This is a genomic window from Kaistia nematophila (assembly GCF_026343855.1).
Classification (GTDB): Bacteria; Pseudomonadota; Alphaproteobacteria; order Rhizobiales; family Kaistiaceae; genus Kaistia; species Kaistia nematophila.
This window is the reverse complement of sequence record NZ_JAPKNK010000003.1, coordinates 221,284-234,141: the sequence shown is the minus strand read 5'-3', so window position 1 is coordinate 234,141 and position 12,858 is coordinate 221,284. Positions and strand designations below refer to the sequence as shown.

9 protein-coding genes are annotated in these 12,858 nt (G+C 67.6%); 4 read left to right on the top strand and 5 right to left on the bottom strand.

The features are described 5' to 3' along the window. Nucleotides 1–307: 307 nt before the first annotated feature. Nucleotides 308–1,174, bottom strand: a complete 867-nt coding sequence (locus OSH07_RS09635) for a 50S ribosomal protein L11 methyltransferase (RefSeq protein WP_266338420.1) — start codon at nt 1,172–1,174, stop codon at nt 308–310. Between the two features lie 71 nt (nt 1,175–1,245). Between OSH07_RS09635 and OSH07_RS09630 the strand changes: the two genes are divergently transcribed. After that, a complete protein-coding gene (locus tag OSH07_RS09630) occupies nt 1,246–1,647 on the top strand; it encodes a GNAT family N-acetyltransferase (protein WP_266338419.1) in 402 nt (133 codons plus the stop codon). 84 nt (nt 1,648–1,731) lie between these two features. Here the strand turns inward: OSH07_RS09630 and OSH07_RS09625 are convergent, their stop codons facing one another. Beyond that, nucleotides 1,732–4,089, bottom strand: coding sequence for an ATP-dependent helicase (locus OSH07_RS09625; RefSeq protein ID WP_266338418.1), 2,358 nt, complete (start codon nt 4,087–4,089; stop codon nt 1,732–1,734). A gap of 190 nt (nt 4,090–4,279) precedes the next feature. Between OSH07_RS09625 and OSH07_RS09620 the strand changes: the two genes are divergently transcribed. The 3 genes from OSH07_RS09620 (at nt 4,280) to OSH07_RS09610 (ending at nt 10,690) form a co-directional block, all read left to right on the top strand. Continuing rightward, nucleotides 4,280–5,263, top strand: coding sequence for a zinc-binding dehydrogenase (locus tag OSH07_RS09620; protein WP_266338417.1), 984 nt, complete (start codon nt 4,280–4,282; stop codon nt 5,261–5,263). A gap of 173 nt (nt 5,264–5,436) precedes the next feature. Then, nucleotides 5,437–6,858, top strand: coding sequence for an FAD-binding oxidoreductase (locus OSH07_RS09615; RefSeq protein ID WP_266338416.1), 1,422 nt, complete (start codon nt 5,437–5,439; stop codon nt 6,856–6,858). Next, nucleotides 6,812–10,690, top strand: coding sequence for an AsmA family protein (locus OSH07_RS09610; RefSeq protein ID WP_338149876.1), 3,879 nt, complete (start codon nt 6,812–6,814; stop codon nt 10,688–10,690). Before OSH07_RS09615 ends, OSH07_RS09610 begins: the two co-directional genes overlap by 47 nt. Here OSH07_RS09610 and OSH07_RS09605 read toward each other — a convergent pair. The 3 genes from OSH07_RS09605 to fumC form a co-directional block, all read right to left on the bottom strand. Next, nucleotides 10,677–10,928, bottom strand: coding sequence for a ribbon-helix-helix domain-containing protein (locus tag OSH07_RS09605; protein ID WP_266338415.1), 252 nt, complete (start codon nt 10,926–10,928; stop codon nt 10,677–10,679). The genes OSH07_RS09610 and OSH07_RS09605 overlap by 14 nt on opposite strands. After that, nucleotides 10,925–11,125 (bottom strand): DUF4169 family protein, encoded by a 201-nt coding sequence (locus tag OSH07_RS09600; RefSeq protein ID WP_266338414.1) that lies wholly within the window; start codon nt 11,123–11,125, stop codon nt 10,925–10,927. Before OSH07_RS09600 ends, OSH07_RS09605 begins: the two co-directional genes overlap by 4 nt. Before the next feature lie 296 nt (nt 11,126–11,421). After that, nucleotides 11,422–12,813, bottom strand: coding sequence for a class II fumarate hydratase (gene fumC, locus OSH07_RS09595; RefSeq protein ID WP_266338413.1), 1,392 nt, complete (start codon nt 12,811–12,813; stop codon nt 11,422–11,424). Between the last annotated feature and the right edge of the window lie 45 nt (nt 12,814–12,858).

Here is a 12,858-nt window from a genome sequence, read left to right as displayed (position 1 = left end):
AATCAGTCGAAACGGCGCTGCGCAATCTTGGCGGAGTCGCCTCGCTGAAGGATTTGTACGAGGAGGTTAGGCGGGTTCGGACTGAACTCGGCGACACGGTTCCAGTGTCGATCGAGGAGGTTGTGCGAAAAGAGCTTGAGTATAATTCGTCTGACTCGAGCAATTGGCGTCGAACTAGAGACATATTCTTCAGTGTAAACGGAATTGGGCAGGGTGTCTGGGGGCTCAGAAGTCAGTTGGAGTCTGAGCCGCCCAGCCTCTAGTTGATCTAGAGTCAGTAGGGCCACCTAAGGCTGAAGAATGGCGCCTACCGCTCCAGCGTGAGGGTCAGCCAGCCTTCCTGCTCGCCCTGGCGCGTCAGCTTGAGGCCTTCGGCCTCATAGGCGGCGGTGACGGCTGGGCCCTGCGCCACCAGAAGGCCCGAAAGGACCACGGTCGCCTGAGGCGCGAGGTGCTGCACGATTTCCGGCGCCAGCGCGATCAGCGGGCCGGCGAGGATGTTGGCGACGACGAGGTCGAACGGCGCGCGCGCCGCCATCACCGGATTGCCGAAGCCTTCGGCGGTGGCGGCGTCGATCTTGTCGCCGACGCCGTTCAGCGCCGCGTTCTCGGCCGTGACGCGGGTGGCGATCGGATCGATGTCGGTGGCGAGCACCGGCTTCTCCCACGCCTTGGCGATGGCGATGGCGAGCACGCCGGTGCCGGTGCCGAGGTCGAGGATGCTCTTGTAGTCGTGCAGCTTGCCGAGCCGGTCGATCTCCTCCAGGCAGCCGGCCGTGGTGCCGTGATGGCCGGTGCCGAACGCCTCGCCCGCCTCGATCTCGATCGCGATGTCGCCGGGCTGCACCTTGTCGCGGTCATGGCTGCCATGGACGAGGAAGCGGCCGGCGCGCACCGGCTTCAGGCCCTCGAGCGACTTCGCCACCCAGTCCTCGTCGGCGAGCTCCGACACGACGAAGCGGCCGGCATCCGGGCCGAGCATCGCGGCGACGACGCGGGCGAGCGCCGGCTCGTCGGGCTGCTCCTCGAAATACACGTCAACGGTCCAGCTCTGGTCCGCCTGCTCCGTGGTGGCGGCGGAGGGGTAGCCGAGCGCTTCGTCCTCGCCGATCGCCTCGATCAGGCGGGTCGCGTCGGATTCCTTGGCGAGGTTGAGGGAAGCGATGAGGGTCAAGTGCGTGAACCTTGTCTGGCGGCGGATGATGACTTCATATCCGCCTTGGAACCGAATTGGGAATGCGCTTCATGGCCGAAACCGAAATCCGCGTCGATCCCTTTCCGAGCCGTGACGAGATGGATCGGCTCTGGCGGGCGGCGTGGCAGGCGGAAGGGCCGGCCGATCCGCGGGCGATCCTGTCGCGCAGCCTCGTGCATCTCGGCGCCTATGCCGAAGGCGCTCTGGTCGGCTTCGTCAATGTCGCCTGGGATGGCGGCATCCATGCCTTCCTGCTCGATCCGACCGTGCATCCCGACCACGGGCGCAAGGGGCTCGGCACGCGGCTGGTGCGCCGGGCGGCCGAGCTCGCGGCGGCGCGCGGCGCGGCGTGGCTGCATGTCGACTACGAGCCGCATCTCGCCGGCTTCTACCGCGCCTGCGGTTTCCGTCCGACCGAGGCCGGGCTGATGCGGCTGGAAGGCGACCGCTGAGGCAGACTGGAGTGGCAAAATCCGGCTCTCACCTCTTCCCGCGGGAGAGGTGAGACGTGGCGCAAAGCTACTTGCTTCGCGGCCCTAGTGTTTCGTCACGAAGCTGTCGACCACCTTCTTGCTGCCGGCCTTTTCGAAGTCGACCGTCAGCTTGTTGCCCTCGATCTCGATGACCGCGCCATAGCCGAACTTCTGGTGGAAGACGCGCTCGCCGAGCTTGTACTTCGAAGCCGAGCCGGTCGATTTCGCCACCAGCTCGCCCTCGATCTGCCGGGGGACGGCGCGGGCATGCGCCTGCGCCGAACCCTTGTTGGCCTGCGCACGCTGCCAGCCGGGCGTCGAATAGGTGTTGGTGAACGGGTCGGCGCGGTCGAAACGGCTGGCGCCGTAATTGCCGACGCCGCCGACATTGTAGCCGCCATAACTCGACGTCTGCTCGATCACCTCGACATGCTTTTCCGGCAGTTCATCGAGGAAGCGCGACGGCACGTTGGATTGCCAGAGGCCGTGGATGCGGCGGTTCGAGGAGAACCAGATCATGGCGCGCTGCTTGGCGCGGGTGATGCCGACATAGGCGAGGCGGCGCTCCTCCTCCAGTCCGGCGCGGCCGCTCTCGTCGAGCGAGCGCTGGTGCGGAAACAGGCCTTCCTCCCAGCCGGGCAGGAACACTGTCTCGAATTCCAGCCCCTTGGCGGAATGCAGTGTCATGATCGACACCGCGTCCTGGTTCTCGGTGTTGTCCGTGTCCATGACGAGTGCGATGTGCTCGAGAAAGCCGCCCAGCGATTCGAACGCCTCCATCGAGCGGACCAGTTCCTTCAGGTTTTCGAGCCGGCCCGGAGCGTCGGCCGAGCGGTCCTGCTGCCACATGTCGGTGTAGCCGCTTTCCTCGAGGATCATCTCGGCCAGTTCGCCGTGCTTCATGTCGTCGAGGCGCGAGCGCCAGCGGCCGAAGGAGGCGAGCAGATCGCGCAGCGCCGTGCGCGTCTTGGTCGACTTGATCTCTTCGGTCTGGATCAGTTCGTCGGTCGCCTCGATGATCGGGATGTCGCGCGCCCGCGCATGGTCGTGCAGCAGGCGGACGGTGGTCTCGCCGATGCCGCGCTTCGGCACGTTGACGATGCGTTCGAAGGCGAGGTCGTCGGCGGGTTGCGCGACGACGCGCAGATAGGCGAGGGCGTCGCGGATTTCCTGCCGCTCGTAGAAGCGCGGACCACCGATGACGCGGTAGTTCAAGCCGATCGAGACGAAGCGCTCTTCGAAGGAGCGCATCTGGAACGAGGCGCGCACGAGGATCGCCATGTCGTTCAGCCTGTGGCCCTTGCGCTGCAGCGCCTCGATCTCCTCGCCGATGGCGCGGGCCTCCTCCTCCGAATCCCAGGCCGAGGCGACGCGGACGCGGGCGGCATTGGGGTCGACGGCGTCGGTGAACAGCGTCTTGCCGAGGCGGCCCTCATTGTGGGTGATCAGGTGCGAGGCGGCGCCGAGGATGTGCGAGGTCGAGCGGTAGTTGCGCTCGAGCTTGATGACGACGGCGCCCGGGAAATCCTTCTCGAAGCGCAGGATGTTGTCGACCTCGGCCCCGCGCCAGCCATAGATCGACTGGTCGTCGTCGCCGACGCAGCAGATGTTCTTGCGGCCCTGCGCCAGCAGGCGCAGCCAGAGATACTGCGCGACGTTGGTGTCCTGATACTCGTCGACCAGCATGTAGTGGAAGCGCTGGTGATAGTCCCTGAGCACGTCGGGGTGCTCGCGGAAGAGGCGCAGGTTTTCCAGAAGCAGGTCGCCGAAATCGCAGGCGTTCAGCGTCTTCAGGCGGGCCTGGTAGGCCTTGTAGAGCTTGACGCCCCGGCCGTCGGCGAAGGAGCCGCCATCGCCCGGCGGCACGTCTTCCGGCGTCAGGCCGCGGTTCTTCCAGCTGTCGATCAGGTTGGCGAGCTGCCGCGCCGGCCAGCGCTTCTCGTCGATGTTCTCGGCCTGGATCACCTGCTTCATCAGCCGGATCTGGTCGTCGGTGTCGAGGATGGTGAAATCGGAGCGCAGGCCGACCAGTTCGGCGTGGCGGCGCAGGATCTTGACGCCGATCGAGTGGAACGTGCCGAGCCAGTTCATGCCCTCGACCGAGGGGCCGATCAGGTCGCCGATGCGGTGGCGCATCTCGCGCGCCGCCTTGTTGGTGAAGGTGACGGCGAGGATCTGGCTCGGATAGGCCTTCTGGGTGGCGAGCAGATGGGCGATCCGCGTCGTCAGAACGCGCGTCTTGCCCGTGCCGGCGCCGGCGAGGACGAGCACCGGCCCTTCCGTCGTCTCGACCGCCATCCGCTGTTCGGGATTGAGGCGGGCGACATAATCGGGCGTGGGGGCGGCAGCCCGGCCGAGCGCGCGCGCAGCAATGCCGCCGGGGCGCGGGGCGGGGGCGGAACTGTCGAAGGGAGCGGTCATCTCAGGGGCGGTCGATTCGAAGAGCTGGACATGAGAACAAATATGGACCGCGGCAGCCGTCCATGCCAGCTTTCCTACAGAAAGGGCGTCTCGCTGTCCAAGTGCGGAGCGTGTCTTTTCGAGGCCTCGGCCGTTTGCGGGCACCGGGTCGGCGCGCTACCTTATCGGCAGCAGAAGAGGAGTGCGGCGCATGCGAGCGGCTGTTTATGAGCGTTTCGGCGTTCCGTCCGAGGTCCTGAAGACGGGCGAGCGGCCGACGCCGCAGCCGGGGCCGGGCCAGGTCCGCGTCCGCATGATGCTGTCGCCCATCCATAACCACGATCTTTGGACCATCCGCGGCACCTATGGTCACAAGCCGGCCCTGCCGGCGGTCGGCGGCAGCGAGGCGGTCGGCATTGTCGATGCGCTGGGCCCGGGCGTCACGGAGCCCGCGATCGGCCAGCGCGTGGTGGCGGCAGGTATCGCCGACGCCTGGGCGGATTATTTCCTCGCGCCAGCGGCCGCCTCGGTGCCGTTGCCGGACGGGATCGACGACGATACGGCCTGCCAGCTGATTGCCATGCCGCTGAGCTCGCTGATGCTGCTTGAAGACCTGCAGATCGCCAGCGGCCAGTGCATGATCCAGAACGCCGCGAACGGCGCCGTCGGCAAGATCGTCGCCATGCTCGCCAAGGCGCGCGGCATCCGCGTCATCGGCCTCGTGCGCCGCGATGCCGGCATCGCCGAGCTGGCGGCGCTTGGTATCGGCGATGTCGTCTCGACCGAGGCGCCGGGTTGGGAAGACAGGGTCCGGGCGCTCGCCGGCGGGGCGCCGATCCTGCGCGCGGTCGACAGCGTCGGCGGCGAGGAGGGCGGTAGGCTCGCCAGCCTGCTCGCCGAGGGCGGGCTGCTGATGTCGTTCGGCGCGATGTCGAACAAGCCGCTGGTGATCTCGTCGGGGGACCTCATCTTCCGGCAGGTTTCGGTGAAGGGTTTCTGGGGCGCGCGGCGGATGGCGGCGACGGACCGTGGCGAACTGGGGCGTCTGATCGGCGAGCTGGTGCGGCTCGCGGCCTCGAGCGCGCTCCGCCTGACGATCGATGAGCGGTTCGGACTTTCCGATGCCGCTGCTGCGGCGGCGGCCAGCGACCGGCCCGGACGGTCGGGCAAGATCGCCATCGAAGGTTCACTGTGACGAACCAGCTGGTAGGCTATCCGGAGCCCCGCAACGCCACCGTGTGAAACCGTCGAATCCGGCTTCCGGCAGGCCGCGTCAACGGCAGGAAGTCTTTGGCGTGGCAGCCTGATTTTGCTAGGTTGCCGGCGACATGGCGAGCAAGCCGTGAAATCGCTTGGGAGGTTCTCGGAATGGTAGTTTCGGCGCTGCGCAACGATGGCGCGCGTGATGAAGTGGCTCTGGGCGCCGCGCTCGATCTTCTGCAGGAGCGTTTCGGTTCGCGCTTCACCCGTGGGCTCGAGATCCGGCGCCAGCACGCCAACACGACGACCTGGCTGCCGAACGAGCCCGCCGACGCCGTGGTTTTCGCGGCTTCCACCGAGGAAGTCTCCGAGATCGTGAAGATCTGCGCCGCGCATCGCGTGCCGATCATCCCGTTCGGCACCGGCACCTCGCTGGAAGGCCATGTCAACGCGCCGAAGGGCGGCGTCTCGATCGACCTGTCGCAGATGAACAAGATCGTCGCGGTGCATGCCGAGGATCTCGACTGCACCGTCGAGGCCGGCGTCACCCGCATCCAGCTCAACAATTTCATCCGCGACCAGGGCCTGTTCTTCCCGATCGATCCCGGCGCCGACGCCAGCCTCGGCGGCATGGCGGCGACGCGCGCCTCCGGCACCAACGCCGTTCGCTACGGCACGATGCGCGAGAATGTCGTGCGCCTCACGGCCGTGATGGCCGATGGCTCGATCGTCCGCACCGGCAGCCGCGCCAAGAAGAGCTCGGCCGGCTATGACCTGACCCGGCTGCTCGTCGGCTCGGAAGGCACGCTCGGCATCATCACCGAGGTGACGGTTCGCCTGCACGGCCTGCCGGAATCGGTCGCCGCCGGCGTCTGCTCCTTCCCGACCGTCGAGGATGCCTGCAACGCGGCGATCCTGACGATCCAGAGCGGCATCCCGATTGCCCGCATCGAGCTCGGCGACGCCATGATGATCCGCGCCACCAACGAATTCGCGAAGCTCGGCCTGCCCGAGACGCCGCATCTCTTCCTCGAATTCCACGGCTCGCCGGCCTCGGTCGCCGAGCAGGCGGAGCAGTTCGCCGCGATCGCGCAGGAATTTAATGGCGGCGAGTTCGCCTCGGCGACGCGTCCCGAGGATCGCACCAAGCTCTGGCAGGCGCGCCACGATTCCTATTTCGCCGTGAAGGGGCTTCGTCCCGGCGACACCATCCAGAGCGTCTCGACCGATGTCTGCGTGCCGATCTCGCGGCTGGCGGAATGCGTCACCGAGACCAGCGCCGATATCGCGGCCAACGGCCTGATCGGACCGGTCGTCGGCCATGTCGGCGACGGCAATTTCCACACCCAGCTTCTGATCGACGTCACCAATCCGGAAGAGATTGCCAAGGCGGAAGCCGTGATCAGCCGGATGAACGAGCGGGCGATCGCGCTCGACGGCACCTGCACCGGCGAACACGGCGTCGGCCAGGGAAAGCGCAAATATCTCGTCAAGGAGCATGGCCACGGTCTCGACATCATGCGAGTGATCAAGGGGGCGCTGGATCCGCTCGGAATCCTCAATCCGGGCAAGATCCTGCCCGACGCGTGAGCGCGCTCCCGCGCGGGTCGGCAAGGCGGAGGCGAAGCTGAACAGGCTGTATCTGATCATCGGGGGCATCATCATCGCCGTGCTGGTCTCGGCGCTGGTGATCCCCTGGTTCGTGGACTGGAACGCCTTCCGCACGACCTTCGAGCGCGAGGCGGAGAAGATCCTCGGCCAGCCGGTCACCGTCGCGGGGACCGCCGACGCCTCGCTGCTGCCCATGCCCTCGTTGGTATTCACCGATGTCCGCGTCGGCGGAACGCCGGACAAGCCGATGATGACGGTGGACCGCTTCGCGGTCCGGATCGAGCTGATCCCGCTCATCTCGGGTACGTTCAAGGTGGTCGACATGGCGATCACCCGGCCGCATCTGCAGGTCACCGTCGGCGCCGACGGCCTGCCCGACTGGCTGCGCCGTTCGGAAGCGTCGAAGTCGCTCGATCCCGACGCCGTGACGCTGGAGAAGGTCGATATCTCCGACGGCGTGATCGATTATCGCGACGCCCGCACGGGAAGGGCCGTCTCGCTTTCCAACATCAATGCCGCCGTCGACGCGCGCTCGCTGCTCGGTCCCTGGAAGATCGAGGGGGGCCTGGTCGCCGACGGCGTGCCGACGACGTTCCGCGTCGCGACGGGCCGCCGCGACCCGAACAACACCATCCGCGTCAAGCTCGAGGCCAATCCGGCGACCGTGCCGATTGCGCTTTCGGCCGAGGGGCCACTCGGATTCGACGACAAGGGGCTCGGCTGGTCCGGCAATTTCGGCCTGACCCATGTCCAGGACGACGACGGCAAGGCGGGCAGGAAACCGCCGCCGGGATGGCGCGCTTCCGGCACGTTCGATCTGCGTCCCGAGCAGCTGCGTTTTCCCGACTTCACCCTGTCGCAGGGGCCGGAAGACAGGCCCTACAGCCTGACAGGCGCCGCCTCGATCGACCTCGGCAAGGCGATGCGCTTCGATGCGGTGCTGAAGGCGCGCCAGCTCGACCTCGATCGTTCGATCGGCAAGGGGCCGAATGAGCCGGCGAGCGTCGAGATCGCCTCGTCGGCCGTCGTGAAGGGCTTGGCGGAGCTGCCCGTGCCGTCGATCCCCGGCCGCATCGGCTTCGACATTCCCGGCATCGTCATCGGTGGTTCGGTGATCCAGAACCTGCGTTTCGACGCGGTCACGACCGACAATGGCTGGAAGATCGAGGAACTGGGCGCCGATCTGCCGGGGCGCACTCGGCTTGCGGCCGATGGCGTCGTCACGACCGTGCCCAAGGCGACCTTCGACGGCGCCGTGCGGATCGTTTCCGACCAGCCGACGACGTTTGCCGCCTGGTGGCGTGGCGGCAAGATCGCGGCGATGCCGCAGTTGCGCGCCTTCGAGATGAATGGCCAGCTGCATCTCGCGCCCGGCTCGGTCGCGATATCCGGCATGACGGCGCAGATGCAGGATTCCGACCTGAACGGCGGCCTGCGCTGGCAACAGGCGGCATCCGGCGGCCGCCGCAACCTCTCGGTGGACCTGACCGCCGACCGGCTCGACTACAACCAGTTGGTTGCGCTCACCGAGCTCTTCGCGGGCCGGAGCCTGAGCAACACCGGCGCGCTCGCCGACGACTTCCAGATCAAGGTCGCGACGGACGCGCTCGACATCGACGATATCACGCTGGAAAAGGTCGTCGCCGATGGCAGCCTGTCGAACGGCGTGCTGGTGGCGAAGAAGCTGTCGATCGGTAATGTCGCGGGCGCGGCGATCTCGGCGAGCGGCCGTGTCGCGGACCTGACCGGCGCGCCGAACGGCCAGCTCTCGGTCTCCGTCGACGCCTCCGACCTCACGGGATCCGCTGCGCTGGTCGAGCGGCTGCTGCCGGGCTCGGCCATCGCCGGCTGGTTCAAGACGGCGGCGCCGCTGCTCGGCCCCGCCATTCTCGACACGGTCGTCAATGCACGGGCGCAGGACGGCGTCACCCATGCCAACCTGACCGTGAACGGCACGTCCGGCGGTACTGCCATTGACATGGCGGTCGGTTTCAAGGGCACGCCGGCCGCCTGGCGCGAGGGCGAGCTGAAGGTTTCGGCCGCTGTCGACAGCAACGACGCCGGCCATCTGCTGCGCCAGCTCGGCTATGAGGCGACGCCGCTCGAAAAGCCCGGTCGCGCCCGGATCGCGGTCGAGACCACCGGTGGCGGCGGCTCGCTGGCCGAAGGCGTGAACGGCACGATCAACGGCGAATTCGCGGGTCTCTCCTATTCGACCGAAGGCAGCCTCGGCATCGACGAGGCCGGCGTGCCGAGCTACCAGGGCACGATCACGGCGCGCGGTGCCGATGCAACCCCGGCGCTGACCTTGGTCGGGCTGGCCCTGCCGGGACAGGGCGAGAAGCTGCCGCTCGAGGCGGCGAGCTCGCTCGATATCCGCGACGGCAGCGCCACGCTGTCGTTCCGCGATGCCAGGCTCGGCGACGCCTATGCCGGCGGCATGATCGATTTCGGCCGCGACGCCGGCCGCTGGAGGCTGAAGGGCGACGTCGCCATCGACGAGGCCGACCTGACCTTCGCGCTGGCGTTGGGCCTCGGCCTGCCGCCGGACCTGCTCGCCAACACCGAGAGCGTCTGGTCGAAGACCACGTTCGGCCGCCCGGCGATCGATGGCTTCGACGTAGCCTTCCGCCTCTCCGCCGACCGGCTCGCCATCGGCGACGGCCTCGCCGTCACCAATGCGGCGGTCGAGACCAGCTTCTCCGGCGATCGCACCGAAATCCGCCTGACCAATGGCGATTTCGCCGGTGGCAAGGCGACCGGCTCGCTCTCGATCGCCAATCCGCAGGGCGACGCCACCGTCTCGGGACAGGTCTCGGTCAAGGGCGCGGCGCTGACGGACGTCGTCTGGCAGCGCGACGGGCGCTCGGTCGCCGATGGCAGCTTCGACTTCTCCGGCCAGTTCGAGGGCTCCGGCCGCTCGGCCGCGGGTGTTGTCTCGGCGCTCACGGGCGGGGGCTCCTTCACCATCGGCGAAGGCTCGGCCCGCTTCGTCAATCCGGAGGCGTTCGGCGCGGTCATCCGCGCCGCGAACGCCGGCCGCGAGATCAGCGAGGCGGAGTTGCGCAAGCTGTTCGCAGGTTATCTCGACGCCGGCACGCTGGCATTCGACCGCGTCGAGGGCGCGTTCTCGATCGCCGCAGGGACGCTGCGTGCGCCAAACCTGAACGTCGTCAGCAAGAGCGCGACGATGGCCGGCGGCGCCACCATCGACCTGAACGCCGATACGATCGACAGCCAGTGGACGCTGACCATCGATCCGGGCGAGGACCGCGTCAGCGGCGCCATCCCGCAGGTCGGGCTCGTGTTTTCCGGGCCGCTCGATGCGCCGACGCGGCGGATCGACGTCGCGCCGCTCGCCGGCTTCCTGTCGGTGCGAGCCTTCGAGCGCGAGGTGGAGCGGATCGAGAAGCTCCAGGCGGAGATCCTCGAGAAGGAGAAGCTGAACCGGCTCGTGCGCCTGGCGCGCGAGGACGATCAGCGCCGCGGCGATGCCGCGCGCAAGGCCGAGGAGGCGCGGCAGGCCGCCGAAGCGGCGGCGAAGCTGGCAGCGGAGAAGGCGGCCGCCGAAGCCGCTGCGGCCAGGAAAGCTGCCGATGCCGCTCGCAAGGCGGAGGCGCAGCGCCAGGAGCGGGCGCGCCGCGCGGCGGAGGCCGAAAGGCAGAAGCTCGATTTCACTGACGGGATCGAAACCCTGTTGCGCGAGGTGCCGCCGACGCCACAGACCCGGGCCCTGCCGCCTTTGCCGCAGCCGCCGCTCGATCCCGGCGCACCGATGCGGCTGACGCCGCCGGAGTCTATTCCGAATTGAGCGGGACGGTCTCTTTCGGCGCCTGCGCTTCCACGCGCGCCTGATACCAGGCGAGCACGGCGAGGCGGATGGCGGAGGAGAGATTGGTCTGGGCCGCACGCTCGCCGTCTATGGCGGCGATCAGTCCGGCAAGGCTCTGGCCGCGCTCGGCGGCGATCCCGCGCAGGGCCTGCCAGAACGGTTCCTCGATCGAGATCGAGGTCTGGTGGCCGGCAATGGAGACCGAGCGTTTCTTCATGCCGGGGTAGGATCTTCCTCGTCGTCGCGGCGATGGCTGTCGACGTGGTGGCGCGCCTTCTCGGCCGAGATGCGGTCGAGCGCCTTCTGGGCGCGGGTGCGGCCGAAGCGGACCCGGTTTTCCTCGGCGACAGCGGCCTTTTCGGCGCGGGCCTTTTCCTTGCGGAAACGGTTCAGGTTGATGATGTCAGCCGTCATGCTCAATCTCCCCGATAGGGCCGTTCGATGCGGTCTTGCTTAGGTGCCGGTCAATGGCGGAGTGGCAGGGGTGGGGTAAAGGGCCTTCGCGGGGCGGGAGGTCCGTGCCCATCGAAGCGAAGCCACATCGCCGGGCCGCAGGCTACGGCGCGCCAGACAGAGCCTGGCTGGTTCGTTTGGTTCGGCAGGTGCCGGATCACATGGCGGACATAGAAACTCACGAGGCGCTCCATGAGCAGATCTCCCGCTCATGATGCGCCTCGTTGGTAACGATATCAAGTCGACGGAAGGAGCGACTATTTCGGGCTGATCATGTCCTCGGGACGGACGATCGCATCGAACTCCTCGGTGGTGACGTAGCCGCCGCCGACGGCCTCCTCGCGCAGGGTAGTGCCGTTCTTGTGCGCGGTCTTGGCGATCTTGGCGGCGTTGTCATAGCCAATCTTCGGCGCCAGCGCGGTGACCAGCATCAGCGAGCGCTCGACGCCCGACCGGATGTTGTCGAGGCGCGGCTCGATGCCGACGACGCAGTTGTCGGTGAACGAGACGGCCGCGTCGGCGAGGATCCGCACCGACTGGATGAAGTTGTAGGCCATAACCGGGTTGTAGACGTTGAGCTCGAAATGGCCCTGGCTGCCGGCGAAGGTGAGGGCGGCATTGTTGCCGAACACCTGGACGCAGACCTGGGTCAGCGCCTCGCACTGTGTGGGATTGACCTTGCCCGGCATGATCGACGAGCCCGGCTCGTTCTCGGGCAGCGACAGCTCGCCGAGGCCGGCGCGCGGGCCGGAGCCGAGCAGGCGGATGTCGTTGGCGATCTTGAACAGCGACGCGGCGACCGTGTTGATGGCACCGTGCGAGAACACCATGGCGTCATGGGCGGCGAGCGCCTCGAACTTGTTCGGCGCCGAGGTGAAGGGCAGGCCGGTGATCGACGCGATCGCCGCCGCGACGTCCTCGGCAAAGCCGATCGGGGCGTTCAGGCCGGTGCCGACGGCGGTGCCGCCCTGCGCGAGCTGCATCAGGTCCGGCAGCGTCATCTCGATGCGCCGGATGCCGTTTTCGACCTGCTGGGCGTAGCCGGAGAATTCCTGGCCGAGCGTTAGCGGCGTGGCGTCCTGGGTGTGGGTGCGGCCGATCTTGACGATCGAGGCCCAGTCCTTCGACTTGGCGGCCAGCGCCGCGTGCAGGTGCTTCAACGCCGGCAGCAGGCGGTGGACGATCTCCTCGGCCGCGGCCACGTGCATCGCGGTCGGATAGGTGTCGTTCGACGACTGGCTCATGTTGACGTGGTCGTTCGGATGGACCGGCTTCTTCGAGCCCATCACGCCGCCGAGCATCTCGATCGCGCGGTTCGAGATCACCTCGTTGGCGTTCATGTTCGACTGGGTGCCCGAGCCGGTCTGCCAGACTGCGAGCGGGAAGTGGTCGTCCAGCTTGCCGTCGATGACTTCCTGCGCGGCGGCGACGATCGTCTTGGCGAGTTCCGGATCGAGGCGGCCGAGCTTGGCGTTCACTTCCGCCGCAGCGCGCTTGATGACGCCGAGCGCCCGCACGATCGGCAGCGGCTGCTTCTCGATGCCGATCTTGAAATTGCCCAGCGAACGCTGCGCCTGCGCGCCCCAGTAGCGGTCGGATGCCACCTCGATCGGGCCGAAAGTATCCGTTTCGATGCGGGTCGTCGTCATGTGGTCAGCCTCTATCCGCCGCTGCAGGCGCGGCATCGTTCAGGG